The following is a 25,623-nucleotide window of genomic DNA, read 5'->3' as shown; positions in this document are numbered from 1 at the left end:
CTCACTCTTCGTCAACCACCCTGAGTTTGAGAAGGCCGGTGCGGCTTTCGACCGACTTCGCCGGAGGTCCGCTTTCACGTTCCTCCTTGAGCGCTTCTGCGCCCTCGAATTCCAGCGCTTCGATTTTTGCGCCGCGTTTGGAGAGTTTGTCAGTGGACGTGATGATCTGATCAACATCCCGCTGTGCCTGGGAAAAATGCGTCTGCAGTTTGCGCACGCGTTCATCGAGCCGCCCGAGATCATCCATCAGGATCGCTACCTCGCCCTGGATGACGTGCGCCTGCGCCTGCATGCGCTGATCCTTCAAAACGGCCTGGATGACCTGGATCGACAGCATCAGCAGCGAAGGCGAAACAATGACGATGCGGGAACGATGCGCTTTGTGGACGACCGGCTCGAAATTCTCATGAATTTCAGCGAAGATCGATTCCGAAGGAACGAAGAGAAAAGCCGTCTCCTGCGTCTCACCCTGGATAAGATACTTCTCCGATATATCGCGGACATGGATTTCCATATCGCGGCGGAATTGCTGCGAGGCAAGCTTGGTTGCGTCCGGCGTGCCCGCGTCGCGAATGGCATTCCAGGCTTCGAGAGGAAACTTGGCATCGATGACGAGCGGCGGTGCACCGTTCGGCATGCGCAAGGTGCAGTCCGGCCGCGAGCCGTTGGAAAGCGTTTGCTGGAAAGCATAGGCGCCGATCGGCAGACCGTCGGCGACGATGGTCTCCATTCGCGACTGGCCGAAGGCGCCGCGCGTTTGCTTGTTGGAGAGGATAGCCTGAAGCCCGACGACATCCTTCGCCAGCGTCTGGATATTGTTCTGAGCTGCATCGATGACAGCGAGCCGCTCCTGCAGGCGCTGAAGGTTCTCATGCGTCGATTTCGTCTGTTCGCTGATCGTCGTGCTGACACGCTGCGACATGCCGTCGAGGCGCTGACCGATCGCCTGGTTGAGTTCGGCCTGACGCGTTCCGAAGACCTCAGCCATGATCGAAATGCGTCCCTGCATCTCGGCCTGAATCTTCAGGAGCTCGGCCATCCGGGCATCGGCTTCCGCGGCCCGGATCGCTGCCTCCTCATCCTGTTCGCGCCGCAGGTTGCTGTTCCTGACCAGCAGGAACACGAGCACCACGACAACGACAGCGACAGCGCCACCGGCGAGCGCGAGGATGGTCGGGCTGAGCCCGGCGATCGAAATTGTCAGCGATTCGGTAACATTGTTCATTCGCGCACAATAACAAACCCGCCGGCGATGGCTAGATCAAAACGTGAACAAATCCACAGCGCGATTTCGTGGGCAAAGTGCCGCCGCACTGCGGCACGAAGCTCCTGAAGATCGCCGCCCGAATTTAACGAATACTCAACTATATTTTCGAATTGTCGTTTCAAAAGAGACCTCTATCGCACCATGCGCCAGGACAGAAATACAGTATGACCGCTCAGCAATTCGAAAACGCACTCAAGCAGCGCCTTGATTTCATCGAACTCGACAGCGAGGCGAGAAAGACGATACGCGAACTGCGCCCGGTCATCGGCGAACTGATCGGCGGCGCGCTGGACAAGTTAAGATCGCCAGGACGCCCGCTGTGGCCGGCTTCTTTTCCGACAAGACGCATGTCGGCCACGCCAAGAAACGCCAGGAGGATCACTGGGCGAACCTTGCCGGCGGCAATTTCGACGAGAGCTACGTGAACGGCGTCACCGCCGTCGGCAGGGCGCATGCCCGCATTGGCCTTGAACCGCGCTGGTATATCGGCGGTTATGCGATCGTCATGGCAGAACTTGTCAAAGGCATCATGGAAAAGCAGTGGCCGTCACGTTTCGGCCATCAAAAGGGCAAGGCGCTTGCCGAGAAGCTCGCCTCGGTCATCAAGGCCAGCATGCTCGACATGGACTATTCAATTTCTGTCTATCTCGATGCGCTGGAAGAGAAGCGGCACAAGCATGAAGAGGAGCGTGCCAAGGCGGAAGCGGATCAGGCGATTGCGCTCGAGCATCTGCGTCGCGGATTGGAAGCTCTTTCAAAGGGCGATCTCGAAGCAACGCTGCCGGCGGACCTGCCGGGCAATTTCCGCCACATGGCGGAGGACTATAACCGCGCCGCGGCGGCCCTTCGCGCCTCGTTCGCATCGGTGCGCAGCAGTTCCGGCGAAATTTTAAGCGGCACCGACGAAATTTCCAAGGCGACCGACGATCTGGCGATGCGCACGGCGCAACAGGCGGCCGGCATTGAGGAGAGCTCTGCTGCGCTCCAGCAGCTCTCCGTCAGCGTTGGCCAGACCGCAGCAAATGCCGAGAAGGCATCCGGTGCGGTGCGCGAGACGCAGGAGAAGGCGAAGAGTTCAGGTGAGCTCGTGACAAGCGCGGTGTCGGCCATGGCGGGTATCGAGAAGTCGTCCGCCGAGATAGCCAAGATCATCGGCGTCATTGACGAAATCGCCTTCCAGACGAACCTTCTGGCACTTAACGCCGGCGTCGAGGCCGCGCGTGCCGGCGAGGCGGGCAAGGGCTTTGCAGTCGTCGCACAGGAAGTGCGCCAGCTCGCGCAGCGCACTGCCGATGCAGCCAAGGAGATCAAGAATCTGATCTCGGAAAGTTCCATGCAGGTGAATGAGGGCGTCGGCATCGTCAGCAGTACCGGCGAGGCACTTAGCGATATGATCAGCCGTATCGACATCATCAACCGCTTCGTCGCCGATATCGCAGCGGCAGCGCGTGATCAGGCGACAGGGGTAAACGAAGTCAGCATTGCGATCCGCAACATGGACACGATCACGCAGCAGAACTCAAGCATGGTAGAACATACCTCGGCAGAGAGCCGTCACTTGCGTGCGGAGGTGGATAACCTCGTGGCGCTGCTGCAGCACTTCAATATCGGCTCGCAGGAGCGTCTGGCGCCGGCCTCCCGCCGCGCGGCCTGACCGAATGCCGCAAATTCCGCAGGGCTGCGCAAAAAAGCACTTTCCGGAGTTTCAGGATAATTCCCTAGCTGGAAAAGATAGGTTATGGGAACGCGATGACCATCAAGCCACTTATCATTCTTCCAGATCCCGTCCTCCGCCAGGTTTCCAAACCGATCGAGCGGGTCGATGCCGATCTCAAGCGTCTTGCCGACGATATGCTGGAAACGATGTATGACGCACCGGGCATTGGCCTGGCCGCAATCCAGGTCGGCGTGCCGCGCCGGATACTGGTGATCGACGTTTCGCGGGAGGGCGAGGAAAAGCAGCCGCAGGTCTTTATCAATCCGAAGATCGTCAAATCTTCCGACGAGCGATCGGTCTACGAAGAGGGCTGCCTTTCCATTCCGGACTATTATGCCGAGGTCGAGCGTCCGGCGACCGTCAGCGTCGAATATCTCGACCGTGACGGCAAGGCGCAGACCGTTGAGGCCGACGGCCTCCTCGCCACTTGCCTTCAGCACGAGATCGACCATCTGAACGGCGTACTCTTCATCGATTATATTTCGCGGCTGAAGCGGGAAATGGTGATCAAGAAGTTCACGAAGGCGGCGAAGTCGGCGAAGGCTCTCTGAGTTGCGTTGAAACTATGGACGCAGCGCATATGATATCGCTGATATCGTAAAGGAGGTGCCGTATGGGCGATCTTCTGATCCGGGATACCTGCGATGCGATGAAACGGAACATCGCTGTGCGTGCCGAGCGAAGGGGTGGCAGCCTTTCCGACGAAGCCAGGCGCCTTGTGCAAAAAGGCATGATCGCCGACGAAACTGTTGCAGATGATGACGATCTAACGGGATGGGACAGTCTGCGTTCGATCCTCGGGCCGGAGAACAACGACGAGGCCGAGGAGTTCGCGACAATCATGGATGAGATTGAAGCGGACCGAAAGCGTGATTTCTTCTGACCTATCGAGGACTTCGAGTGATCGTCCTTGATACAAGTATCATTTCGGGTAGCAAAGCCTGCTCCAAGCGAGCGCGTCAAAACATGGCTGACAAGGCAGGTAAAATCTGACCTTTATCTCTGCGAAATTGTCATCGTGGAGCAGTCTTACGCTGCCGAAGATACTCCCCTTTGATCACCATGCCGCGATTGCAACGGGCCGTCTGCGGACAAGCGTGAGAGCATGGGGCGGCCGATAGATCCAGGACGCTAGGATTGCCGCCATCTGCCTCGCTCACGGCGCGACGCTGGCGACACGCGAAATAAAAGATTTCGAAGGGCTTGATCTCAGGCTCGTAAACCCGTTTGAAGACGGCTGATCCTAAACCTGGCGAGAGAGAATGTCGTTTCGCATCATTTTCATGGGAACGCCGGAGTTCTCGGTTCCGACCCTGCGCACGCTGGTGGATGCGGGGCATCAGATTGTTGCGGTCTATACGCAGCCGCCGCGGCCGGGCGGACGGCGCGGTCTCGACCTGCAGAAGTCGCCGGTGCATCGAGCCGCCGAACTGCTCGGCCTGCCCGTCTTCACGCCGGTCAATTTCAAGGAACCGGAAGAACGGGAGCGCTTCCGGGCGCTCAACGCGGATGTGGCGGTTGTCGTTGCCTATGGACTGCTGCTGCCGGAGGCGATTTTGAACGGAACGCGCAACGGCTGCTACAATGGCCATGCCTCGCTGCTGCCGCGCTGGCGCGGCGCAGCACCCATCCACAGAGCGATCATGGCAGGCGACGAAAAGTCCGGCATGATGGTGATGAAGATGGACAAGGGGCTGGATACCGGCCCCATCGCGTTGACCCGCGAGGTCGAGATCGGCCCGAACATGACGGCCGGCGAGTTGCACGACAAACTGATGCATGTTGGCGCCAAGGCGATCGGCGAAGCGATGGTAAAGCTCGAAATGGGTGACCTGCCGCTGACGCCGCAGCCGCAAGAGGGCGTCCTTTATGCCGCGAAGATCGACAAGGGCGAGACGCGGATCGATTTCGGCAGGGATGCAAGGGACGTTCACAATCATATCCGCGGACTTTCGCCGTTTCCGGGCGCCTGGGTCGAAGTCGAGATTGGCGGCAAGCCGGAGCGGGTGAAGGTGCTGGGTTCGGAACTTGCGGACGGGCACGGTCCGGCCGGCGAAGTGCTGACGGATGAACTGGTTATCGCCTGCGCATTTGGAGCGGTTCGGCTGACCAGATTGCAGAAGGCCGGTGGCAAGCCGCTTGCGGCGGCGGATTTCCTGCGCGGCACGCCGCTTGCGCACGGCACGAGACTCGCCTGATGCCGCGCTACCGGATGACCGTCGAATATGACGGCGGACCCTATGTCGGCTGGCAGCGTCAGGAAAACGGTCCCTCCGTGCAGGGGGCGATCGAAGCTGCGATCCTGTCGTTAAGCGGCGAGACCGTGTCGATCCGTGGCGCCGGGCGTACCGATTCCGGCGTGCATGCGATGGGTCAAGTGATCCATGCCGATCTTTCAAAGGAATGGTCGGTGTTCAAGTTGCAGAACGCGCTGAATGCGCATCTGAAGCTGGCGGGCGAGCGCGTGTCCATTTTGGAGGTGCAGGTGGTTGGCGAGTTCTTCGATGCCCGCTTCTCCGCCGAGCGGCGGCACTATCTCTACCGCATCATCAACCGCCGGGCGCCGCTGGCGCTCGAGGCGGGCAAGGCCTGGTGGGTGCCGAAGGTGCTCGATCATGAGGTGATGCATCAGGCCGCCCAGATCCTCGTCGGCAGGCATGACTTTTCCACCTTCCGTTCCGCGCATTGCCAGGCAAACAGCCCGGTCCGCACACTCGACCGGCTCGACGTGACGCGGAACGGCGAGCTCATCGAAATCCGCGCAACGGCACAGAGTTTCCTGCACAATCAGATCCGCTCCTTTGCCGGAACGCTGAAGCTTGCAGGAGAAGGAAAATGGACGCCGGAGGATGTGCGTGCTGCGCTTAAGGCGCGTGACCGCAAGGCCTGCGGTCCAGTTGCTCCGCCCGAAGGACTTTATTTCATGCAGGTCGATTATCCGGCAGTGATCACCGATCGGCGCAAGCGGACGCAAGAGAATGGCGATGACGATCTGTCATGACCCCGCCCATGCCAGACCGTTGATCTAAATTAAACCGGATAAATGCCGAGGAAGCGCTGGAGATATTCGGCGAGGATCATGGTCGGCACCAGCAGTGCCAGCGTCAGCGCCCCGGCCATCAGCCCGTGGCCGTGAAAGATCATCCGCAAAATCCTTGCAAGCATGAAGACCTGCGCCATCATGAAGACCAGAAGCAGGATCGACACGACGCTGATGGCGCCGGGAATGAAGAAGACCAGCGCCAGCAGCAGGCCGTTGATGTAGGAAAGCGGCACGCCGAGCCAGTTGATGCTGACGACCACGGCGGCAAAGCGATCACCCATGCGGAAGGCAAACAGCAACAGTCCTGCAAACACCAACGGCACGAACCAATTGGCGATTTCGACCAGGCCCAAACGGAAATAGAAGGGAAGGCCGACTTCGACATGCGGCGGCATCGACTGCAGGAAGGCCTGACGCCACCAGAGCCACGAAATGCCCATCGGTGGCAGGCACCAGGCCATCGCCCAGAAGGAGCGGTTGACGCCGCGGTCCGACATATCGAGAAACCGGAAGCCCCGCGTGTCCATGCGGATCAGCAGCCACAAACCCGACAGATAGTATTGAACCTCCCTAAGCCCCGGCATTTGCGAACCATCGCTCGATGAAGGTTTCGTAGATCTGCGTCAGCGTTTCGAGATCGGAAACAGCAACGCGTTCGTCGACCATGTGCATGGTCTGTCCGACGAGCCCGAATTCGACGACCGGGCAATAGTCCTTGATGAAACGCGCATCCGACGTTCCGCCGGTGGTCGAAAGCTTCGGCGCCTTGCTGGCAATGCTCTCGACGGCAGAGGAAAGTGATGCAATCAGTGCGTTGTTACGGGTGAGGAAGACCTGGCTCGGACGATCGGCCCAGGCAATGTCATATCTTACCGCCTCGCGGCCGGGGCGCAGGGCGCCATTCTTGGCGGCCGCTTCAAGACGGCGGAGGATTTCGGCCTGCAGCGTGTCGACCGTCCAGGTGTCGTTGAAGCGGATGTTGAACTTTGCGGCGGCCTTCGCCGGAATGACGTTGGTGGCCGGATTGCCGACATCGATGGTCGTCACCTCGAGGTTCGACGGCTGGAAGTTTTCGGTTCCATTGTCGAATGGGGGATCCATCAGTGCGCTCGTGAGCTGCAGCATGCCGCGCACCGGATTATCCGCCAGATGCGGATAGGCGGCGTGGCCCTGAACGCCGTGGACGGTGATCCTGCCGGAGAGCGAACCGCGGCGGCCGATCTTGATCATGTCGCCGAGCGCATCCGGATTGGTCGGCTCGCCGACGAGGCAGGCATCCCAGCGCTCGCCGCGTTCTGCCGCCCATTGCAGGAGCTTGATCGTGCCGTTGATGGCGGGGCCTTCCTCGTCGCCTGTGATCAGCAAGGAAATCGAGCCCTTCGGATTGCCGTGTTTTTCGACGCACCGGGAAACGGCTGCCACAAAGCATGCGATCCCGCCCTTCATGTCGACCGCACCACGACCGAAGAGTTCGCCGCCTGAAATTTCCGCGGCGAAGGGGGGATGCGTCCAGGCGGCTTCGTCGCCAACCGGCACGACGTCCGTGTGTCCCGCAAACATGAGGTGCGGGCCATCACTGCCCAGGCGGGCGTAGAGGTTTTCGATGTCGGGCGTGCCGGCTTCCGTCGCCTTCACCTTGTCCACCTTAAAGCCCAGCGGCGAAAGCATGGCGTCGAGCGCAGAAAGTGCGCCGCCTTCGGCAGGTGTCACGGAGGGGCAGCGGATGAGTGTCTGGAGATTGGCGACGGGATCGGTGGCGGTCATGAGGGTCGAATTATCCGGCGGGAATGGCAAAGACATGGCAAGGCGGCGAACCGCCTCGCTGAAAACAACGCCGTTTGTTTACCGGATCGGAATCCGGCTGTCACTGAAAGCTTAGTCGCGCAGCAATTCATTGATGCCGGTCTTCGACCGGGTCCGCTCGTCGACGCGCTTGACGATGACGGCGCAATAGAGATGCGGTGCCGGTTGGCCGTTTGCCATGGTCTTGTTGCCGCTCGACATCGAACCGGCAACGACAACGGAGTAGGGCGGCACTTCGCCATACATGACGTCGCCGGTGGCGCGATCGACGATCTTGGTTGACTTGCCGATATAGACGCCCATGCCGAGAACTGAACCCTCGCGGATGATGCAGCCTTCGACGACTTCCGAGCGGGCGCCGATGAAGCAGTTGTCTTCGATGATCGTCGGGCCGGCCTGCATCGGTTCCAGCACGCCGCCGATGCCGACGCCGCCGGAAAGATGCACATGCTTGCCGATCTGTGCGCAAGAGCCGACCGTCGCCCAGGTGTCGACCATCGTGCCTTCACCGACATAGGCACCGAGATTGACGAAGGAAGGCATCAGCACGACGTTCTTGGCGATATAGGCCGAGCGGCGGACGACGCAGTTCGGAACGGCCCGGAAGCCCGCGGCGCGATACTGGTTCTCGCCCCAGCCTTCGAACTTGGAAGGCACCTTGTCCCACCAGGTGGAATTGCCGGAGCCGCCCTTGACGACTTCCATGTCGTTCAGGCGGAAGGAAAGCAGTACGGCTTTCTTGAGCCACTGATTGACCGTCCAGACGCCATCGGCGCCGCGCTCGGCGACGCGAGCCTTGCCACCGTCGAGAAGCTCGAGCGCTGCTTCCACGGCTTCGCGAACTTGGCCTTTCGTCGACGCGTTCACGTTGTCGCGGTTGTCGAAGGCAGCTTCGATGGTCTTTTCGAGGGATGCGAGGTCGGTTGCGCTCATGAGAATTCCTTAAACTTCGAGCTTTATCCTGAAGACTAAGAAGTCTCCGGGAATTGTGATCGGCGGGATGCGATCTGCTCTATCGCATGAGCGGCTAAAATGGAATGATTTTTCGAACGAGATCGTTTCTGTATTCAAGGTGTTATAGACAGACCCGGCAAGTGTTGCCGGCATTTTTGAAGGGCATTCTGAAATGGCGAAGGGAAAAAACGGCAAGCTCAGGCGCAAGGACGGAGTCTGGGCTCCGCTGAAGTCGAGCGAGATCGACAGGCATCGCGCACTCGCCGTGCCGAAGACGCCGCAAACGCTTTCTCCTTCCTACCGCCTGGCCTATGCCGACGACGACTTTCTCTGCCGCGAGGACCTGCGGCCGATCCGTCTCCAGCTTGAACTTTTGAAGGTCGAGATGATGTTGACGGAACGCGGCATCAAATCCACCGTCGTCATGTTCGGCGGCGCGCGTATTCCGGCCCCCGGTCAGAGCGCATGGGCAGCCCGCAACGACATGCAGCGCGCCAATCTGGAGGCGGCGTCCATCTATTATGACGAAGCGCGCAAGTTCGCCCGGCTCTGCTCGAAATATTCCGCTGGTTTCGATTTCCATGAGTATGTGATCGTCACCGGCGGCGGCCCGGGCGTCATGGAGGCCGGCAACCGCGGAGCAGCCGACGAAGGCGCGCCCTCGATCGGCCTCAATATCGTGCTGCCTCACGAGCAGGCCCCGAACGCCTATGTGACGCCGGAGCTCAGCTTCAACTTCCACTACTTCGCGATCCGCAAGATGCATTTCATGGTACGCGCGAAAGCGATTGCGGTGTTCCCGGGCGGCTTTGGAACCCTCGACGAATTCTTCGAATGCCTGACGTTGATCCAGACGGGACGCATGGAAAAGATGCCGCTCATTCTCTTCGGCGAGAAGTTCTGGCGAAGCATCGTCAATTTCGACGCACTTGCCGAATTCGGGACGATCGCGCCTGACGACGTGACGCTGATCAGCTTCGTCGATACGGCAGATGCCGCCTGGAAGATCATCCAGGATTTCTATGAGCATCAGGAATAGAAAACCGGCCACGATGTGCGACGGCCTCAATAGCGGTAAGTCCTTGCTTACAGGAACGGCCGATTAGGCATGTCATCGATCGAGATCGCGCCGTCCTTGTTGCGATCCATGCGGATGAAAAACTTGTCGAAGGTTGCCTCGGCTTCCTGCTTGGAGATCTGGCCGTTCTCGTCGGTGTCCATGCGGCGCATCATCGACGTAAACATCATCCTGCCACCGTCGCGCATCCCCCAGCGCTTGTCGCCTGGGCCGCGATCGGCGCCGCCGCGGTCACGCTCGGCGCGCTTCGGTATCTTCGGCTGGCCACCGTTGTCGGCCGTCTGCGGAGCGTTGGGCACGGCGTCGTCATTGGCACCCAATTGGTCATCCGGTGCGTTGCGGTCCTCCATTTGGGCTTCATGGTGCTTGCGGATTTCGCCCGGTGTCAGCGCCCCGTCGTTGTTCGTATCGATCGCGGCAAAGACCTTCTCGATGCCGTCCTGGGCTTCCTGTTTGGAAATCTGGCCGTCCTTGTTGGTGTCGAACTGCTTCAACATGCGCACAAAGGCAACCTCGCGCATTGCTTCAGCGCGCATACCGTCGCCCGTCATCTGGCGCGGCGGTTGGCGGGCCCTGTCGCCTGGAGCGGCAAAACTGCCGCCGGCTGCAGCACCGATCAAGACGGAGGAAAGTGCGATCAGTATCAGCTTGTTCCGGGACATCATATTTCCTTTCGGGTTCGCAATCTCGCTGGGGATCGCGCTCGAAAGGTAGGACCGATGCGTCAATCTGACCAATTAAACATCGGCAAGCTGAATGAAATCTTGGTAATCTAGTCCACGACCCTTGCCAGAAACGCAGCCAGATCGTCGGTGACGAAATCGATATGGTCCTCGTCGCCGCTCGTTTGTTCCCACCATTCGACGACGGTTTCCTCAAGATTGTTCGGCACGAGCAGCACAGTCTGCATGCCGAGCGCCTTTGGAACCACAAGGTTGCGCGGCAGGTCCTCGAACATGGCCGCCTTGCCGGTTTCGACTCGTTTCAGTGCCCTGAACTTGTCATAGGTAACCTGCGCCGGCTTCGGCACGAATTCGGCGGCGACGATGTCGAAGATGTCGTCGAAATGTTCGAGAATGCCAAGTGCACCGGCCGTCATTTCGGCATGTTTGACGCTGCCGTTGGTGAAGATGAACTTGCGGCCAGGAAGTGCCTTGATCGCCGCACCCAATTCGGGCTGAGCCGTGAGGCTCGAATAGTCGATGGCATGGGCCTTTTCCAGAAAGTCGTTCGGGTCGACGCCGTGATGGATCATCAGACCCTGCAGGGTCGTGCCGTGATCGAGATAATATTGCTTCTGCAGCTTGCGCGCCTCGTCCCGCTCCATCTGGAGAAGCGCCGAGACATAGGCCGTCATGTTTTTGTCGATCTGCGCGAAGAGATTGACGTGATGCGGATAAAGCGTGTTGTCGAGGTCGAAGACCCATTCGGTCACATGCGCAAAATCGGCTTTGGTCGGAGTGCGATCTATCTTGGTCATGGCGGCGTTATGGCATGGGCCAAGCAAATTGCCGAACAAAAAAATAGACGCCCGATTTTCGACGGACGGAAAAGGGAAGGGATGATAAAAGGCTCTCATGCTTTTCGATCTTCCCAATGAAGACACGCTTTATGATGCGCTGATCGCCCGCAGCTCCGATTACGAGGGGCTTGCCTATGTCTGCGTGAGAACGACCGGCGTCTTCTGCCGGTTGACCTGCCCCGCACGCAAGCCGAAACGGGAGAACACGCTCTTCTACGATTCCATCGCCACCTGCATGCAGTCCGGCTTCCGGCCCTGCCGGCGCTGCAAGCCGCTGGAACAGGCGGGCAAGGAACCGATCGTCGACGAGCTGCTGGAAGCACTCGACTGCGCTCCGGCGGCGCGCTGGACCGAGGATGATCTGGTCCGCAAGGGTTACGATCCCTCCACCGTGCGGCGCGCTTTCAAACGGTCGCTGGGCATGACATTCTTAGACATCGCCCGCTACCGCCGACTCGGCGAGGCAGCAAGGCAGCTTGCGAGCGGCGCCCGCGTCATCGATGTCCAGCTGGATGCAGGTTACGAGTCGGGCAGCGGCTTTCGCGCCGCGTTTCAGCGGTTGATCGGCAAGGCGCCTGCCATGTCGCAGAACCGCGAGCTGCTCTTCGCAGACTGGTTTGAAACGCCGCTCGGGCCGATGGTCGCGGTGGCCGATCAGACGCATCTGCATCTTCTGGAGTTCCACGATCGGAAGGCGCTTCAGGCTGAGCTGGAAAACCTGCAGCGCAAGACCCGCTCCTTGGTTGCCGCCGGAAGAACGCCTGCGATCGAACAGATCGATGCCGAGCTGCGCGCCTATTTCGACGGTCAATCCGCGAACTTCAAAACCCCTTTGGCGCTCGGCAACAGCACCGCCTTCGAGCGCTCGGTCTGGGCGAAGCTTCGGGAAATACCTGTCGGAGAAAGACGCGCGTATGGTGATCTGGCCAGGGAAATGGAAAACCCGCAGCTGGTGCGCGCGGTCGGCCGCGCCAACGGCGCAAACCAGCTTGCCATCGTCATCCCCTGCCATCGCGTGGTCGGCGCAGACGGATCACTGACCGGTTATGGCGGCGGGCTCTGGCGCAAGCAATGGCTTTTGAGGCACGAAGGAAAAATGCGGCCCAAAGGGGCTGTTTGAGGAGGACGTTCCATGAACCAGGCGAAAAAGGCGAAGGCGTTCGGCGCATTGCATCAGAAGGGCAATCCGGTCGTCCTCTATAATATCTGGGATGCTGGCACGGGGAAGGCTGTCAGCGACGCAGGCGCCAAGGCACTGGCGACCGGCAGCTGGTCGGTTGCTGCGGCGCAAGGCTATGCCGACGGCGAAAAAATCCCGCTGGAAGCGCTTGTCGCAACGGTGCGGTCGATCACTGCGGCCAACGACCTGCCTCTCTCCGTCGATTTCGAGGGCGCCTATTCGACCGACAAAGCGGGAGCCGCTGCCAACGCAGCCAGGCTGATTGATGCAGGCGCCGTCGGCATCAATTTCGAGGACCAGGTGGTGGGCGGCAGCGGGCTGCATCCCATCGATAAGCAAGCCGCACGCATCCGCGCCATCCGCGAGATGGCCGAGGCTAGGGGCATTCCGTTCTTCATCAATGCCCGCACCGACCTGTTCCTCAAGTTCTCCGATCCCGACCGGCATGTGCCGCTGGTGGATGAGGCGATCGAGCGGGCAGCCGCCTATGCAGAGGCTGGCGCCAGCGGCTTTTTTGCGCCGGGATTGTCGAATCAGGACCTGATCCGCCGAGTGTGCGAAGCCGTTACGCTGCCGGTCAACATCATGATGCGGCAAGGCGTGCCGGATGTGAAGACGTTGGCAAAGCTCGGCGTCGGCCGTGTCAGTTATGGGCCGGGACCCTACCGCGCAATGATGGAAAAGCTGAAGGAGGCAGCCGAGGCGGTCTTCGCCGCCGCGGGCCAAGCTTGAATCACGGAACGATCAGCGTTCCGGCGCCGTGTTCGGTGAAGATTTCGAGCAGCACGGAATGGGCCGTCTTGCCGTTCAGGATGACGACGCCCTGGACGCCGGCCTTGATCGCGTCGATGCAGGTTTCGACCTTCGGGATCATGCCGCCGGAAATCGTGCCGTCGGCGATCAGCGCGTGCGCCTGCGAAACCGAGAGCTCCTTGATGAGGTTGCCCTGCTTGTCGAGCACGCCGGGAACGTCCGTCAGGAAGAGCAGGCGCGTGGCATTCAGTGCGCCAGCGATAGCGCCTGCGAAGGTGTCGGCATTGATGTTGTAGGTCGCGCCGTCGCGGCCGGGCGCGACCGGGGCGATGACCGGGATCATTTCCGAACGGGCGAGCAGGTCGAGCAGCGTACGGTCGACTTCGACGACCTCGCCGACGAAGCCGAGATCGAGCACGCGCTCGATGTTCGAATCCGGGTCCTTGATCTTCTTCTGCGCCTTTTCGGCAAAGACCATGTTGCCGTCCTTGCCGCAAAGCCCGATCGCCCATTCGCCCGTCTGGTTGATGAGTGCCACGATCTCCTTGTTGATGGAGCCGGCAAGCACCATCTCGACGATCTCGACGGTCTTGGCGTCGGTGACGCGAAGACCGCCTTCGAATTTCGATTCGATGCCCATCTTCGTCAACATCGCGCCGATCTGTGGACCGCCGCCGTGGACGACGATCGGATTGACGCCGGATTGCTTCAAAAGCGCAATGTCGCTGGCGAAGGCCTTGCCAAGCTCGGGATTGCCCATGGCATGGCCGCCGTATTTGACGACTATCGTCTTGTTCTCGTAACGCTGCATGAAAGGCAGCGCCTGTGCGAGAAGGCGTGCTTGGGTTTCGCTTTCGGACTGGTTCATGGCATACCCCGCAGAATAGATCGCGGCCTTTTATCTCAAGTTCTTGACAGATGGAATAATGCCCTGCGCATTAGTTGCTGTGCCTCTTGTCAATTTGAGCCGGCCGCCGTTTATTGGCATCGTGTCAAAGATAGATGGGCCGCGGCATGACGAGCGAGGAAATCGCGCAATTGATAGGCCGCATCGCCATGGCCGACCGGAAGGCTTTCGCCGATCTATACAAGGCGACGAGCCCGAAACTTTTCTCCATATGCCTGCGTATCCTGAACGATCGTATTGAAGCCGAGGAGGCGTTGCAGGAGGTTTATACAAAGATCTGGCAGCGCTCCGGGGCCTTCGTGGCCAACCAGGGTACGCCGTCCTCCTGGCTCGCGGCGATTGCCCGCAACCAGGCGATCGATACGATGCGGGCGCGAAAGCCTGTCGCCGACGAGTTTAACGGTGAATACGATCTTCCCGATCCTGGCCTCGACCCGGAAAAGCAGGCCATGTTGTCTGATGAAGGAAGGCGGATTGACACCTGCATGGAAGAGTTGGAAGCTGATCGGGCGCAGGCGGTGAAGAAAGCCTATGTCGAAGGACTGAGCTATCAGGAACTTGCCGATCAGTTTGGCGTTCCGCTGAACACCATGCGTACATGGCTGCGGCGCAGCCTTTTGAAGCTGAGAGAGTGCATGGAGCGATGACATCGCCGGATCAAAGCAAGGGAGGCCGCTCCCGTGATGAAGTGCTCGCCGGCGAGTACGTGCTTGGTGTTCTTTCGTTTCAGGATCGCCGGGTGGTCGAGGAGCGCATGCGCCGGGACCGCCAGTTTGCCGCAATCGTCAGCCGCTGGGAAACGAACCTCTCTGCTTTCAACGACGAGTATGAAGTGGCCGCGAGCCCGGGCCGGGAGACCTTCAAGCAGATCGAGGCACGCCTTTTCGGCGAACCGGAGCTTTCGCGGTCCTTTTCGCGCGGCCTTTGGAATTCCGCCGTCTTCTGGCGCTCGCTGACCTTCGCTTCTCTGGTCGTTGCGATCGGAGCTATAATTTTCGCCTCCGGCAACGTTCCACCGCCGAAAGGTCAATCGCAACTGGTTGCCGAATTGTCGTCCGCCGACAGCCAGGTCAATCTGCTTGCCTCTTACGACGTCCAAAGCGGCCGCCTCCGCATCGTTCCCGTTGCGGCGAGCGGGGCTGAGAAAAAATCACTGGAGCTCTGGCTGGTGCCGGGAAGCGGCACTCCAAAGTCGCTCGGCATTTTCCAGTCGGATGAAGATGGCGAGCTTGTCATTCCTGCCGATCTGCGCGGCGGCATTGCCGATGGTACGACGCTCGCCGTCAGCCTCGAGCCTTTTGGCGGTTCGACGACCGGCGCACCGACAGGACCGGTTGTCGCCAGTGGCACCACGCATCGCCGCTAAAAAACTGTCTCTTCTGAAACTCTTTCTGCATCGCCTCGTACATCTCGGTGTCCGGGCGGGCCGAGGCATTCCGCACGCGAACCGGCGCCGGACGTGAGGAGGATGATCATGATGAAGCCAGCTTTGCGCACCATTGCGCTTGCCACTGCCCTATCCGCAATCGCTTTTGCTGTGCAGGCCGCCAACCCCATGGTGGGTGGCGCTCCGATGTTCCCGACGAAGAACATCATCGACAATGCCGTTAACTCGAAGGACCACACCACCCTGGTCGCGGCGGTGAAGGCCGGCGGGCTTGTCGGCACGCTCGAAGGCAAAGGTCCGTTCACGGTTTTCGCACCGACGAACGAGGCTTTCGCCGCCCTACCGAAGGGCACGGTCGAGACGCTTCTCAAGCCGGAAAACAAGGCCGCGCTCGTCAAGGTGCTGACCTGCCACGTGGTTGCAGCAGATGCGATGGCGAAGACCGTCGCCAAAATGATCAAGGACGATGGCGGCGAACACGACATCAAGACAGTGGGCGGCTGCGTGCTGAAAGCCAAGGAAAGCATGGGCAAGATCACGCTGACCGATGAAATGGGAGGCACGGCACGTGTGACGATCGCCGACGTCAAGCAGTCGAACGGCGTAATCCATGTCGTCGACAGGGTGCTTCTGCCTAAGACATGATGGATCTAAGGACGAAGGAGGGGAGGCGCCTCTGGTGCGCCTCCCTTCAATTCCAGTTTTTGATCTCGACCGTTTCGGCAATGGCTTGGCGCAACTCATCCAATCCCTCGCTCTTCTCGGAAGAGGTGGCAATAACGAATGGGAAGGCCGCCGGACGCTTTTTGATCTTCTCTGCCGTTTCCGCGAGCAGCTTGGCGACCGCGGGCGGCTTGATCTTGTCGGTTTTGGTGAGAACAATCTGGTAGGAAACGGCGGCCTTGTCGAGCAGGCTCAGAACGTCATCGTCGTTCTTCTTGATTCCATGGCGGCTGTCGATAAGCACGTAGACGCGCTTCAGCGTAGCGCGGCCGCGCAGATAATCGAACACGAGTTTCGTCCAGGCGTCGACCTGGTCTTTCGGCGCCTGCGCATAACCGTAGCCCGGCATATCGACGAGCGCCATCGGCGGCAGGTCGCCGCCTTCGCCGGAATAACCCTCGGGAACGAAGTAGTTCAGCTCCTGCGTCCGGCCCGGCGTATTCGAGGTACGCGCCAGTCCCTTATGTCCGACAAGCGCATTGATGAGCGACGACTTGCCGACATTCGAGCGCCCGGCGAACGCCACTTCCAGCGGCCCTTCTGGTGGCAGAAACTTCATCGAAGGCACGCCGCGGATGAAGATCCACGGCCGCCCGAAGAGTGGCTTTTCGTTGTTTTGCGTCATTCCGCTTTTCCAGCGCGTCCTAATCCATTGCGCATAAGGCATTCAGGTTTCGCATGATTTTGTCAACCAACGGTCCCTGATGGGCCCTCATTGAAAACAGGTTGCCGAAAAGAAAAAGCCCCGCCGAAGCGAGGCTCCCTCATTCACTTCGATGGCGCCGGTTTTCGCCGGAACAAGCCCTTGAGATTGTCGAAGAGCTCGATCTTCACACCGTGGCGGCGCATGATTACCCCCTGCTGAATTACGGAGAGCGTATTGTTCCAGGCCCAGTAGATGACGAGGCCGGCCGGGAAGCTTGCCAGCATGAAGGTAAAGACCAGCGGCATCCAGTTGAAGATCATCGCTTGCGTTGGGTCGGGCGGCGTCGGGTTCATGCGCATCTGCACGAACATCGTCACACCCATTATCAGTGGCCATACGCCGAGATGTAGGAGGGCGGGCGCTTCGAAGGGGAGCAGGCCGAAGAGGTTGACGATCGTGGTCGGATCGGGGGCCGAGAGGTCCTGGATCCAGCCGAAGAACGGCGCGTGCCGCATTTCGATCGTGATGTAGATGACCTTGTAGAGCGCGAAGAAGACCGGAATCTGCAGGGCGATCGGCCAGCAGCCGGCAATCGGATTGATCTTCTCTTCCTTGTAGAGCTGCATCATCGCCTGCTGCAGGCCCATTCGGTCGTCGCCGAATTTGGCTTTGAGCTCTTCCATCTTCGGCTGCACGCGCTTCATGTTCGCCATCGAGGCGTATTGCTTGCTGGCGAGCGGGAAGAACAGCCCCTTGACGACGATCGTCGTCATCAGGATCGCGACGCCGAAATTGCCGAAGTAGCGGAAGAAGAAATCCATCAGCTTGAACATCGGCTTGGTGATGAAATAGAACCAGCCCCAGTCGATCAGGCGGTCGAAGCGCGGGATCTGGTAGGAGGCCTCGTAGCCGTCGATGACCGGAACTTCCTTGGCGCCGGCAAAGACGAGGTTCTTGAGCTCGATCGACTGTCCGGGAGCAACCGTTACGGCGTCTTCCTTATAGTCGGCCTGATAGCGTGGCTGGCCATCGGTGAAATGCGAGAAGCGAGCCTCATAAGCCGATTTCTGCGGCGGCACGATCGTTGCGGCCCAGTACTTGTCGGTGATGCCAAGCCAGCCGCCGGTGGACTTGGCGGGCGTGACGGCTTCCTCCTCGACGGCAGAGTACTTGCTCTCGACCAGGCCGTCGCCGATGACGCCGATGAAGCCTTCGTGCAGGACGTAGACGGAGGGCGTCGTCGGCTTGTTGTAGCGGGTAACGCGCCCGTAGGACGAAATGGAAGCCGGAGTGCTTCCGCTGTTCGTCACCTTGTCCGTGACGGTGAACATGTAGCGGTCGTCGACCGAAATCGTACGCGCAAAGGTCAGGCCCTTGTCATTGGTATAGGTCAGCGTCACCGGTGACTTGTCGGTGAGCTTGGCGCCTTCCGGCGCCGTCCATACGGTCGACGGACCGGGAACTGCTCCGGTCTGGTCGCTGCCGATATAGCCGAGTTCGGTGAAGTAGCCGTCCTTGGTGTCAGCCGGCGAGAAAAGCGTAATGATCGGGCTGCTCTTGTCGACCGTCTCGTGATAACCTTTGAGCTTCAGGTCGTCGAGGCGGGCACCTGCCAGGTTGACGGAGCCAGAGAGCGCTTCCGTGTCGATGGCGATGCGCGGCGCCTTTGCAAGCGCTTCCTCGCGCGTTGCGGTCGCGGCGGCCTGGCCGGTCGGCGCGGCGCCACTTGTCTGCGGTGCGGGCTGGCCGCCTGCAGCAGGAGCCTGTGTCTGCTCGCTCTGCTGCTGCGCTTTCTGGGCTTCCTGCGCCTTGCGCTGAGCCTCGATGCGCGGGTTCATGTAAAGAAACTGCCAGCCGAGAACGATCAGCACCGAGAGAGCGATCGCAATGAAATAATTGCGGTTGTTTTGCATCATACGTTCCTGGGGCGTCCGTCGGAGGATCGCCTGTGTTTCGGCTTGTTTTCGACGCGTGCCTTAAGCTCCGCGCTCAATTCCTTGAAGGACGCCGTCAGGCAGTCTCTTCGCGCGACAACCACATAGTCGTGTCCGGGCTGCATTGCAAACCCCACATGAAGCCGCACCGCCTCTTTGAGGCGGCGGCGCATGCGGTTCCGTTCGACCGCGTTGCCATGTTTTTTTGTGACGGTGAAGCCGACGCGCGCTTCGGTTTCGGGCTCTTTCCGGTCGAGAACCTCAAGCAGGAAGAGGCCACCCTTGCGCTTTTCGCCGTTGCGGACAGCAAGAAACTGCGGGCGGCTTTTCAACCGCCCTGCAGTGTTTTTTTCAGTGGTCGTCAATTCGCCCGCCATCTGTTATCGGGCAATCCGGCCTTAGGCCGAAAGACGCTTGCGGCCACGCGCGCGGCGGGCAACGATGACCTTGCGGCCGCCCTTGGTAGCCATACGCGCACGGAAACCGTGGCGGCGCTTGCGGACAAGCTTCGATGGTTGGTAGGTACGCTTCATTTATTTAAACACCGCGGAGTGCGGCCCTTCTTGAATTTGCATATTGCAAGGAGCGTTGTTTTTCGAACGGGCGAGGCCAAAGACCGAAGTGACCGAACGTGCGGCGGCTTATACGGATGAAGCCTCAAGAAGTCAATTATCGCCCGATGATTCATCGGTCAGCCGGTTAAGACTGCAAAAATTCGCATTATGGTATTAACTATTGTGGTCAACACGTCGAAAGGTTGAATTTTGCTGATTTTGTCTTGATGGGTATGCCATCGGTGATATTTTTCTCAGGTTTATGCAATTTTTGCGAAGAATGCCGTCGATGGGCGGATAATATGGGTAATTTTTTGTAGTACTAAACCATCGCATTCGAAATGTAACATTAAGACATTTAGCCGATCTTCATTCTATCGGCTGGGAATGTGCTTTCCAGACTGTCGTTAGTCCCTGAGGAGGCATTCCGTTGAAAATCCGCGGCAAGATCAATTTGCTCGTTTCTGTTATGGCAGCTGTTGCCCTTGTTATTGGCGCAACCGCCCTTATTGCCATGAACGAGTACAACAACAAATTCAGCGCCTATAAGAGTGCCTCACAGCGTGCCTATGCTGGCGAGCGGCTCAACCGCTTCGTGACAGCGACAGTTATGGAAGCCCGCGGCATCTACGCGGCGAAGGAAATCAAGGATACCGGCAACTTCGCCAAGGGACTGATGGCGGACCTCGACGAGATCGACAAGGTCATCGCCGGATGGGCGCCGCTCGTTCCCGAGAGCCAGAAGGAAAGCTTCGGAAAGCTCGTCGAGCGCGCCAAGGAATTCCGCACCTTCCGCACCGAAACGGCCCGTCTCGGCACTGAAGTCGGGCCGGCAGCCGCTAACACCCAAGGCAACAATGAAGCCAACCGCGCGAACCGAAAGGCCTTCCAGGCCGAGATCGATGCGATCGTAAAGACCGACAAGGCCGAGCTGCAGGCCGTCGATGCCGAGATCGAAGCCTTCCGTGCTTCGCTGTTCTGGCTCGTGCTTGCCATTGCCGGCGTCGGCATTTCGACAGGCGTCGGCATGGGCGTTTACATCGGCACCAATCATCTCAGCCGTCCGATCAAGCGCGTAACGACCGCCATCAATGAAGTCGCCAACGGCAATTTCGACGCGGATGTGCCCTATGCCGGGCGTAAGGACGAGATCGGCGAGATGGCCGCCGCCGTCGCCGTCTTCAAGGAGAACGGCTTGGCCATCAAGCGTCTGCATGCGCAGGAAGCGGCCATGCGCACCAAGAGCGACGACCTGCAGTCGAGCATGTCTGTGGTGGTCGCTGCCGCGGCTGCTGGTGATTTCAGCCGCCGTATCGAGAAGGACTATGAGGACGACAATCTCAATCAGTTCGCAGGCAATATCAACACGCTGCTCTCGAGCGTCGATGCCGGCGTCGGCGAAACCCGCCGCGTCATTGCAAGTCTTGCGGATGGCGATCTGACACAGACCATGCGCGGCGACTTCCAGGGCGCCTTCGCCGAGTTGCAGCAGAACGTCAACAACACGTTCCAGACGCTACAGACGACCATGCGCGAGATCCGCGAGACCACCGAAGCGATCAACGGCAACACCAACGAGCTCCGCGTTGCCAGTGACGATCTCTCCAGGCGCACGGAACAGCAGGCGGCAGCCCTCGAGCAGACTTCCGCAGCTCTCGACGAGATCACGGCCGTCGTGCAGAACTCGACGGAACGGGCGCAGGAAGCCAGCATCATGGTCTCGGAAGCGAAGGATGATGCCGGCCGCTCCGGCGTCGTCGTCCGTAACGCGGTCGATGCCATGGGCCGCATCGAGCAGGCATCGCGCGAAATCAGCCAGATCATCAACGTAATCGACGAGATTGCTTTCCAGACCAACCTTCTCGCACTGAACGCCGGCGTCGAGGCGGCACGCGCCGGGGAAGCAGGCAAGGGCTTTGCCGTCGTCGCGCAGGAGGTTCGCGAGCTCGCCCAGCGCTCTGCAACGGCCGCAAAGGACATCAAGGCGCTCATCACCAAGTCCGGCGATGAGGTTCACGTCGGTGTGAAGCTGGTGCAGGCAACCGGCGAGGCGCTTGGCGAGATCGAAACCCGCGTCATCGCGATCAACGATCACATTCACTCGATCGCGACGGCGGCCAAGGAGCAATCGACCGGCCTCAAGGAGGTCAACACCGCCATTAACCAGATGGACCAGGTGACGCAGCAGAATGCGGCGATGGTCGAGGAAACCTCGGCTGCGACGCACAAGCTCTCCGCAGAAGCCGACGGTCTCGTCAATCTTATTGCCCATTTCAGGATTTCGAATGCTACTGCAGCGCCGCTGGCCGTTGCCCGCCGCGAAGAACACCGTCCGGTCGCCTCGCCGGCGCGCGGCGTGATGAAGACCGTCTCGCGGGCCTTCAACGGCAACGCAGCGGTTGCCGGGCAGAATTGGGAAGAATTCTGAGTATCTTCGACAGTCAGAAAACGCCGCCTCCGGGCGGCGTTTTCTTTTATGACGGCTTGCCGTCGCTCGCGAAGATTTGAAAGCGCACTTCGATCGGCTAATATAGAAGTCTGGTTTCAGGCGCTTAGCCGATCGGAAATGACGATGCCGGAGCAACAGCAAGGCGGAAATTCGACTGTCGACATTGCGGCGGACGGCGCAAACGGCCGTCCGGCGGGTGCGTTCGGTGGCCTGTCGGGCAAGCTGCTTTGGCTGACCGTCCTGTTCATCATGCTCGCCGAAGTGCTGATCTTCTTCCCTTCCATCGCGAGCATGCGCATCCGCTGGCTGGAGGACAAGCTGAACACGGCTGCCGCCGCTGCCATCGTTATCGATGGCCTGCAGCCCGTCGAACTGCCGTACGCTTTGCAGAAGGAAACATTGGCGGCGACCGGCACGAAGGCGATCGTTCTTCGCAAGGAAGGTACCTCCAGGCTTCTCGCGATGAGCAGCATGCCGACATCCGTCGATGAGCAGTATGACCTGACCAAGGCCACGCCGATCAGTTCCATGGGAGACGCGCTGGATACGCTGCTTTTTGGCGGCAACCGCATCATCCGCGTTTACGGCCCGGTCGGCGAGACGAACATGGGCGTCGAAGTGCTGATGAAGGAAAAGCCGTTGCGCATGGCGATGCTCGTCTATGCACGCAATGTTCTGCTCCTCTCCGTGCTGATCTCGCTCTTTACCGCGACGCTGATTTTCTTCGTCATCAATCGCATCCTGATCCGCCCGATCCGCAGGCTGACCGGCAACATGCAGCAATTTTCAGCCGATCCGGAAAACCCGCAGCATGTCTTCGTGGGCGATGGCGGGCGCGACGAACTGGCGGTCGCGGGGCGGCGTCTGACGGCGATGCAGATGGAACTGCAAAAGACGCTGAAGCAGCAGAAGAATCTTGCGGCACTTGGCCTTGCGGTCTCAAAAATCAATCATGACATGCGCAACATCCTCGCCTCGGCGCAGCTGATGTCAGACCGCCTCGTAGATGTCGATGACCCGATGGTTAAGAGCTTCGCACCGAAGCTGCTGCGCACGATCGATCGCGCGGTCGGCTATACGACGGAAGTGCTCTCCTTCGGTCAGGCAAGCGAATCGGCGCCGCGTCGCCGGCGGGTCAGGCTCTACGATCTGACGCAGGACGTGCGGGATATGCTGGCGATCGATCCGCAGAGCGGCGTTGAGTTTGCCGAGCAGATGCCGCCGGACATAGAGGTGGATGCCGATAGCGAGCAGCTCTTCCGCGTGATTCACAATCTCTGCCGGAACGCGTTGCAGGCGTTGACCGGCGAAACTGCCCCTGACGGCGTCAAACGCATCACTGTGTCGGCGCAGCGTGTCGGCAGCGTCGTCAGCATCATCGTTGACGATACCGGGCCAGGCATGCCGATGAAGGCCCGGCAGAATCTCTTTGCGGCCTTCCGCGGTTCGGCCCGCAGCGGCGGCACAGGCCTCGGACTTACGATCGCGCGCGAACTGGTCCTTGCGCATGGCGGCACGATCGCCCTCGTCGAAAAGCCTGCTGCCGGCACGCAGTTCCGCATCGAAATCCCGGACCGGCCGGTTTCGCTGGAAGACTATCGTTCGCGCACCCAGGCGGAAAAGTGATGCAAATTCCGCAACTCAGCCATCTGCAACCAAAGTCGTGATTTTTTTCGAATTGCTATTGCATTCGCCCAAAGGACGCTTTAGAGGATCGCCCACGCAAGCGGCATCGCCCGCTTTTGGCACGCACCCGTAGCTCAGCTGGATAGAGCACCAGACTACGAATCTGGGGGTCAGGAGTTCGAATCTCTTCGGGTGCGCCATCACTTAGCTTCATTTGAAGCCTCGCGTTTTGCAGGCCGTTTTGCAAAATCCGTTTCCAAGACGTTCTCCAATTTCGCTATTGCATTGTCAGCCATCGTGCTTGTGCGGGCGAGATACTTATCCAGAATCTCTTGAGCGCGGCGAAGCGAATGGCCGGTGACCGAGACGATTTCGCCGAGATTGCATCCTGCCTGAAACAGCATGGTCACGGTCGTTCCGCGAATGTCGTGGAAGTGCAGATCGGTGATTCCCGCATCGGTGCACGTCTTTTCCCATAGCTCGGCGAAATAGCGCTTCTTGAACGCCTTGCCGGTCTTTGTGGTCATGATCAGTGCAGACGCGCGTGTCAGGCCGTCCAGCGTCTCTTTCAGCGCCTTGGTGCACTTCACCGCGACATATCGCTTAGTCTTACCCTGCCGGAGCTTAATATGGGTACCGTCATAGTTCGACCATGCCAGTTTTAGCAGGTCGCCTTGACGCTGGCCGGTGTGAAGGGCCAGGACAATCGCAAGCTTCATTTCCTCGTTCGCCTTCTCCATAAAGGCGTCGACGTGTTCCGGCAGCCAGATCAGTTCGGACCTGTCGCCGTCATAGGCGCGCTCGAAGCCATCCATGACGTTCCGGTTCAAGGGTCCGTCCTTCGTGGCCCATGAGAGAACGCGGGCGAGGATCGTCACCCGGTTATCAGCCTCGCGGGGCTTCTCCTCGGAAAACTCGTCATGCCACTTCAGCACGTCGCGACGGAACTGTTTGTCTTCGAGGGCGGCATAGGGAACGGTCCCGTACTTGCCATCCCAAAATGTCAGGACGCGCCGATATTCCTTCTTGGTGCTCTCTGCCAGCCGTCGCCATTGCTTCGTGCCGTCGAAGTCCCTGATCAATCCGGACAGTGTTCCTTCATGGCGGTTCTTCGATTTCGTTTCGGCTTCGGCGATGGATGCCATGAACGCAGTTGAACCGGGCTCGCCAGTCAGACGAAACCCGGTTGCGCGGTGATAGTAGTATGTGGCGACGGTCCCGTCGGCGAGCGTTCGTTTGACCGTATTGATGCCCTTAAGTCTTGTTCGCATTCTCCCGCTTCCATTTCTCGAAGGGCGATTCGTTATCGTTGGCAGGTACCGGAGTCGAGCGGTCACCTGCTATCGCTCGCTCTATGGCCACACGGCTCCACCGACGCGTTCCAGGGATGGCGGATGGGACAATACCCTTCCGAACCCATGAATCGAAGCCGGAGGGGCTGAGGTGGCAAAGGGCGGCCGCCTGCATGCGCGAAAGCACAAGCGGGAAGCCTTCATTGGATGGGGAAGCCATCAGGCAGCAATCCCGAAGCCGGTCACGTAACCGACGCGTCCGGCAGCATCTTCGATGCGGCTGGAATAATAGTGCTTGCCCGAGAACGGAATGCCAAGCCATGCGCCGCTGGCGTCGACGTGCTTCAATAAGTCGATTTCGACCATGCGCCACCGATTGTCGGAATAGGTGCGAGCCTCGATTGAAAGGAAGTCATTCACGCTGACCGGGGCATCGCTGCACCACCATCGTTTAGGATCGGACCCTACGCGCTTTGCCGCTTCTTCGAGGCGCCTTACGTGAAAGTCGTTCCATACAGGGAACCGGGTTGGAGCTTCGGCCCACGGGAAGAAAAGCGAAGCGCTTAGCTTGATCCTCACAAGGAAAGTGGCGCCGGTGCGATAGAATGATTGATATGCACCTGTGGCCGTCTTCTCGCCCGCCTGATTCTCTGTTGCCCAGAGAAAATCATTCGGAAAGTCTCCAACCTTGGATAGGCCCGGCTTCAGCTGTCCAGATCCCAAAATCCATGGAAGGTGCGCGCTGTCAGTGAAATGGTATACGTGCTCGACAGGTTTCATGTGTTCTC

At 59.6% G+C, this 25,623-nt stretch carries 25 protein-coding genes, 1 tRNA gene and 2 pseudogenes; 15 read left to right on the top strand and 13 right to left on the bottom strand.

Annotation, left to right across the window (positions count from 1 at the left end):
- Position 1: 1 nt before the first annotated feature.
- A complete protein-coding gene (locus tag ACZ9DP_RS33450; protein WP_476204900.1) occupies positions 2–1,225 on the bottom strand; it encodes a DNA recombination protein RmuC in 1,224 nt (407 codons plus the stop codon).
- Positions 1,226–1,431: 206 nt separating this feature from the next.
- On the opposite strand from ACZ9DP_RS33450, the pseudogene ACZ9DP_RS33445 reads away from it, so the two are divergent.
- The 6 genes and pseudogenes from ACZ9DP_RS33445 to truA all read left to right on the top strand — a co-directional run bounded on the left by ACZ9DP_RS33445 (position 1,432) and on the right by truA (position 5,985).
- A pseudogene (locus tag ACZ9DP_RS33445) lies at positions 1,432–2,921 on the top strand (globin-coupled sensor protein).
- Positions 2,922–3,016: 95 nt separating this feature from the next.
- Positions 3,017–3,535: a peptide deformylase gene (def, locus tag ACZ9DP_RS33440; RefSeq protein WP_074066452.1), complete on the top strand. Its 519-nt coding sequence runs from the start codon at positions 3,017–3,019 to the stop codon at positions 3,533–3,535.
- Positions 3,536–3,597: 62 nt separating this feature from the next.
- On the top strand, positions 3,598–3,867 hold the full coding sequence (locus ACZ9DP_RS33435) for a plasmid stabilization protein (RefSeq protein ID WP_476204899.1): 270 nt from the start codon (positions 3,598–3,600) through the stop codon (positions 3,865–3,867).
- A 17-nt stretch (positions 3,868–3,884) separates the two neighbouring features.
- A pseudogene (locus ACZ9DP_RS33430) lies at positions 3,885–4,225 on the top strand (PIN domain-containing protein).
- A 21-nt stretch (positions 4,226–4,246) separates the two neighbouring features.
- Positions 4,247–5,182 (top strand): methionyl-tRNA formyltransferase, encoded by a 936-nt coding sequence (gene fmt / locus ACZ9DP_RS33425; RefSeq protein WP_194728785.1) that lies wholly within the window; start codon positions 4,247–4,249, stop codon positions 5,180–5,182.
- On the top strand, positions 5,182–5,985 hold the full coding sequence (gene truA, locus ACZ9DP_RS33420) for a tRNA pseudouridine(38-40) synthase TruA (protein WP_194728786.1): 804 nt from the start codon (positions 5,182–5,184) through the stop codon (positions 5,983–5,985). Before fmt ends, truA begins: the two co-directional genes overlap by 1 nt.
- 29 nt (positions 5,986–6,014) lie before the next feature.
- On the opposite strand, the gene ACZ9DP_RS33415 is transcribed toward truA, so the two are convergent.
- The 3 genes from ACZ9DP_RS33415 to dapD all read right to left on the bottom strand — a co-directional run bounded on the left by ACZ9DP_RS33415 (position 6,015) and on the right by dapD (position 8,763).
- The gene (locus ACZ9DP_RS33415) at positions 6,015–6,611 is read right to left on the bottom strand and encodes a hypothetical protein (RefSeq protein WP_039843750.1); all 597 of its coding nucleotides are present in this window, start codon (positions 6,609–6,611) and stop codon (positions 6,015–6,017) included.
- The gene (gene dapE, locus ACZ9DP_RS33410) at positions 6,598–7,791 is read right to left on the bottom strand and encodes a succinyl-diaminopimelate desuccinylase (RefSeq protein ID WP_476204897.1); all 1,194 of its coding nucleotides are present in this window, start codon (positions 7,789–7,791) and stop codon (positions 6,598–6,600) included. Before dapE ends, ACZ9DP_RS33415 begins: the two co-directional genes overlap by 14 nt.
- A gap of 111 nt (positions 7,792–7,902) precedes the next feature.
- Positions 7,903–8,763: a 2,3,4,5-tetrahydropyridine-2,6-dicarboxylate N-succinyltransferase gene (gene dapD / locus ACZ9DP_RS33405; RefSeq protein ID WP_476204896.1), complete on the bottom strand. Its 861-nt coding sequence runs from the start codon at positions 8,761–8,763 to the stop codon at positions 7,903–7,905.
- A 193-nt stretch (positions 8,764–8,956) separates the two neighbouring features.
- On the opposite strand from dapD, the gene ACZ9DP_RS33400 reads away from it, so the two are divergent.
- Positions 8,957–9,823 carry an LOG family protein gene (locus ACZ9DP_RS33400; RefSeq protein WP_476204895.1) on the top strand — a complete coding sequence of 289 codons (867 nt, stop codon included), beginning with the start codon at positions 8,957–8,959 and terminating at the stop codon, positions 9,821–9,823.
- 47 nt (positions 9,824–9,870) lie between these two features.
- On the opposite strand, the gene ACZ9DP_RS33395 is transcribed toward ACZ9DP_RS33400, so the two are convergent.
- Positions 9,871–10,524: an EF-hand domain-containing protein gene (locus ACZ9DP_RS33395; protein WP_476204894.1), complete on the bottom strand. Its 654-nt coding sequence runs from the start codon at positions 10,522–10,524 to the stop codon at positions 9,871–9,873.
- A gap of 110 nt (positions 10,525–10,634) precedes the next feature.
- Positions 10,635–11,342, bottom strand: a complete 708-nt coding sequence (locus ACZ9DP_RS33390) for a pyrimidine 5'-nucleotidase (protein WP_476204893.1) — start codon at positions 11,340–11,342, stop codon at positions 10,635–10,637.
- A gap of 97 nt (positions 11,343–11,439) precedes the next feature.
- Here ACZ9DP_RS33390 and ACZ9DP_RS33385 point away from each other — a divergent pair, with 97 nt between their 5' ends.
- Together ACZ9DP_RS33385 and ACZ9DP_RS33380 are read left to right on the top strand one after the other, a co-directional pair.
- The gene (locus tag ACZ9DP_RS33385; RefSeq protein ID WP_476204892.1) at positions 11,440–12,504 is read left to right on the top strand and encodes a bifunctional transcriptional activator/DNA repair enzyme AdaA; all 1,065 of its coding nucleotides are present in this window, start codon (positions 11,440–11,442) and stop codon (positions 12,502–12,504) included.
- Between the two features lie 12 nt (positions 12,505–12,516).
- Positions 12,517–13,296, top strand: coding sequence for an isocitrate lyase/PEP mutase family protein (locus tag ACZ9DP_RS33380; RefSeq protein ID WP_476204890.1), 780 nt, complete (start codon positions 12,517–12,519; stop codon positions 13,294–13,296).
- A gap of 1 nt (position 13,297) precedes the next feature.
- Here ACZ9DP_RS33380 and argB read toward each other — a convergent pair whose 3' ends face one another.
- Positions 13,298–14,185 (bottom strand): acetylglutamate kinase, encoded by an 888-nt coding sequence (gene argB, locus ACZ9DP_RS33375; RefSeq protein ID WP_039843756.1) that lies wholly within the window; start codon positions 14,183–14,185, stop codon positions 13,298–13,300.
- A gap of 146 nt (positions 14,186–14,331) precedes the next feature.
- Between argB and ACZ9DP_RS33370 the strand changes: the two genes are divergently transcribed.
- The 3 genes from ACZ9DP_RS33370 (at position 14,332) to ACZ9DP_RS33360 (ending at position 16,256) form a co-directional block, all read left to right on the top strand.
- Positions 14,332–14,871, top strand: a complete 540-nt coding sequence (locus ACZ9DP_RS33370; RefSeq protein ID WP_476204889.1) for a sigma-70 family RNA polymerase sigma factor — start codon at positions 14,332–14,334, stop codon at positions 14,869–14,871.
- Positions 14,868–15,590, top strand: coding sequence for an anti-sigma factor (locus ACZ9DP_RS33365; RefSeq protein ID WP_283070530.1), 723 nt, complete (start codon positions 14,868–14,870; stop codon positions 15,588–15,590). Before ACZ9DP_RS33370 ends, ACZ9DP_RS33365 begins: the two co-directional genes overlap by 4 nt.
- A gap of 108 nt (positions 15,591–15,698) precedes the next feature.
- Positions 15,699–16,256 (top strand): fasciclin domain-containing protein, encoded by a 558-nt coding sequence (locus ACZ9DP_RS33360; protein WP_476204888.1) that lies wholly within the window; start codon positions 15,699–15,701, stop codon positions 16,254–16,256.
- A 46-nt stretch (positions 16,257–16,302) separates the two neighbouring features.
- Here the strand turns inward: ACZ9DP_RS33360 and yihA are convergent, their stop codons facing one another.
- The 4 genes from yihA to rpmH form a co-directional block, all read right to left on the bottom strand.
- Positions 16,303–16,959, bottom strand: a complete 657-nt coding sequence (gene yihA / locus ACZ9DP_RS33355; RefSeq protein ID WP_022713523.1) for a ribosome biogenesis GTP-binding protein YihA/YsxC — start codon at positions 16,957–16,959, stop codon at positions 16,303–16,305.
- 143 nt (positions 16,960–17,102) lie between these two features.
- Complete coding sequence (gene yidC / locus ACZ9DP_RS33350) at positions 17,103–18,893, bottom strand: membrane protein insertase YidC (protein ID WP_074066462.1); 1,791 nt, start codon at positions 18,891–18,893, stop codon at positions 17,103–17,105.
- Positions 18,893–19,291 (bottom strand): ribonuclease P protein component, encoded by a 399-nt coding sequence (rnpA, locus tag ACZ9DP_RS33345; RefSeq protein ID WP_039843758.1) that lies wholly within the window; start codon positions 19,289–19,291, stop codon positions 18,893–18,895. The genes yidC and rnpA overlap by 1 nt, the downstream gene beginning before the upstream one ends.
- 21 nt (positions 19,292–19,312) lie before the next feature.
- A complete protein-coding gene (gene rpmH / locus ACZ9DP_RS33340) occupies positions 19,313–19,447 on the bottom strand; it encodes a 50S ribosomal protein L34 (protein ID WP_016552555.1) in 135 nt (44 codons plus the stop codon).
- A gap of 451 nt (positions 19,448–19,898) precedes the next feature.
- Between rpmH and ACZ9DP_RS33335 the strand changes: the two genes are divergently transcribed.
- The 3 genes from ACZ9DP_RS33335 to ACZ9DP_RS33325 all read left to right on the top strand — a co-directional run bounded on the left by ACZ9DP_RS33335 (position 19,899) and on the right by ACZ9DP_RS33325 (position 23,743).
- A complete protein-coding gene (locus ACZ9DP_RS33335) occupies positions 19,899–21,896 on the top strand; it encodes a methyl-accepting chemotaxis protein (protein WP_476204886.1) in 1,998 nt (665 codons plus the stop codon).
- A gap of 144 nt (positions 21,897–22,040) precedes the next feature.
- Positions 22,041–23,543, top strand: coding sequence for an ATP-binding protein (locus ACZ9DP_RS33330; protein WP_194728796.1), 1,503 nt, complete (start codon positions 22,041–22,043; stop codon positions 23,541–23,543).
- A gap of 123 nt (positions 23,544–23,666) precedes the next feature.
- Positions 23,667–23,743: transfer RNA gene (locus ACZ9DP_RS33325), tRNA-Arg, on the top strand.
- Here the strand turns inward: ACZ9DP_RS33325 and ACZ9DP_RS33320 are convergent.
- Complete coding sequence (locus ACZ9DP_RS33320; RefSeq protein ID WP_476204884.1) at positions 23,744–24,814, bottom strand: tyrosine-type recombinase/integrase; 1,071 nt, start codon at positions 24,812–24,814, stop codon at positions 23,744–23,746.
- A 240-nt stretch (positions 24,815–25,054) separates the two neighbouring features.
- Positions 25,055–25,615, bottom strand: coding sequence for a hypothetical protein (locus ACZ9DP_RS33315; RefSeq protein WP_476204883.1), 561 nt, complete (start codon positions 25,613–25,615; stop codon positions 25,055–25,057).
- Between the last annotated feature and the right edge of the window lie 8 nt (positions 25,616–25,623).

It is taken from the genome of Rhizobium sp. USDA 4016 (assembly GCF_056279705.1).
This window is presented reverse-complemented; position numbering and strand designations above follow the sequence as displayed.

Excerpts from the sequence above, each read along its gene's own strand:
- ACZ9DP_RS33450 (WP_476204900.1), bottom strand. The coding sequence starts at position 1,225 with ATGAACAATGTTACCGAATCGCTGACAATTTCGATCGCCGGGCTCAGC.
- def (WP_074066452.1), top strand. The coding sequence starts at position 3,017 with ATGACCATCAAGCCACTTATCATTCTTCCAGATCCCGTCCTCCGCCAG.
- ACZ9DP_RS33435 (WP_476204899.1), top strand. The coding sequence starts at position 3,598 with ATGGGCGATCTTCTGATCCGGGATACCTGCGATGCGATGAAACGGAAC.
- fmt (WP_194728785.1), top strand. The coding sequence starts at position 4,247 with ATGTCGTTTCGCATCATTTTCATGGGAACGCCGGAGTTCTCGGTTCCG.
- truA (WP_194728786.1), top strand. The coding sequence starts at position 5,182 with ATGCCGCGCTACCGGATGACCGTCGAATATGACGGCGGACCCTATGTC.
- ACZ9DP_RS33415 (WP_039843750.1), bottom strand. The coding sequence starts at position 6,611 with ATGCCGGGGCTTAGGGAGGTTCAATACTATCTGTCGGGTTTGTGGCTG.
- dapE (WP_476204897.1), bottom strand. The coding sequence starts at position 7,791 with ATGACCGCCACCGATCCCGTCGCCAATCTCCAGACACTCATCCGCTGC.
- dapD (WP_476204896.1), bottom strand. The coding sequence starts at position 8,763 with ATGAGCGCAACCGACCTCGCATCCCTCGAAAAGACCATCGAAGCTGCC.
- ACZ9DP_RS33400 (WP_476204895.1), top strand. The coding sequence starts at position 8,957 with ATGGCGAAGGGAAAAAACGGCAAGCTCAGGCGCAAGGACGGAGTCTGG.
- ACZ9DP_RS33395 (WP_476204894.1), bottom strand. The coding sequence starts at position 10,524 with ATGTCCCGGAACAAGCTGATACTGATCGCACTTTCCTCCGTCTTGATC.
- ACZ9DP_RS33390 (WP_476204893.1), bottom strand. The coding sequence starts at position 11,342 with ATGACCAAGATAGATCGCACTCCGACCAAAGCCGATTTTGCGCATGTG.
- ACZ9DP_RS33385 (WP_476204892.1), top strand. The coding sequence starts at position 11,440 with ATGCTTTTCGATCTTCCCAATGAAGACACGCTTTATGATGCGCTGATC.
- ACZ9DP_RS33380 (WP_476204890.1), top strand. The coding sequence starts at position 12,517 with ATGAACCAGGCGAAAAAGGCGAAGGCGTTCGGCGCATTGCATCAGAAG.
- argB (WP_039843756.1), bottom strand. The coding sequence starts at position 14,185 with ATGAACCAGTCCGAAAGCGAAACCCAAGCACGCCTTCTCGCACAGGCG.
- ACZ9DP_RS33370 (WP_476204889.1), top strand. The coding sequence starts at position 14,332 with ATGACGAGCGAGGAAATCGCGCAATTGATAGGCCGCATCGCCATGGCC.
- ACZ9DP_RS33365 (WP_283070530.1), top strand. The coding sequence starts at position 14,868 with ATGACATCGCCGGATCAAAGCAAGGGAGGCCGCTCCCGTGATGAAGTG.
- ACZ9DP_RS33360 (WP_476204888.1), top strand. The coding sequence starts at position 15,699 with ATGATGAAGCCAGCTTTGCGCACCATTGCGCTTGCCACTGCCCTATCC.
- yihA (WP_022713523.1), bottom strand. The coding sequence starts at position 16,959 with ATGACGCAAAACAACGAAAAGCCACTCTTCGGGCGGCCGTGGATCTTC.
- yidC (WP_074066462.1), bottom strand. The coding sequence starts at position 18,893 with ATGCAAAACAACCGCAATTATTTCATTGCGATCGCTCTCTCGGTGCTG.
- rnpA (WP_039843758.1), bottom strand. The coding sequence starts at position 19,291 with ATGGCGGGCGAATTGACGACCACTGAAAAAAACACTGCAGGGCGGTTG.
- rpmH (WP_016552555.1), bottom strand. The coding sequence starts at position 19,447 with ATGAAGCGTACCTACCAACCATCGAAGCTTGTCCGCAAGCGCCGCCAC.
- ACZ9DP_RS33330 (WP_194728796.1), top strand. The coding sequence starts at position 22,041 with ATGCCGGAGCAACAGCAAGGCGGAAATTCGACTGTCGACATTGCGGCG.
- ACZ9DP_RS33320 (WP_476204884.1), bottom strand. The coding sequence starts at position 24,814 with ATGCGAACAAGACTTAAGGGCATCAATACGGTCAAACGAACGCTCGCC.
- ACZ9DP_RS33315 (WP_476204883.1), bottom strand. The coding sequence starts at position 25,615 with ATGAAACCTGTCGAGCACGTATACCATTTCACTGACAGCGCGCACCTT.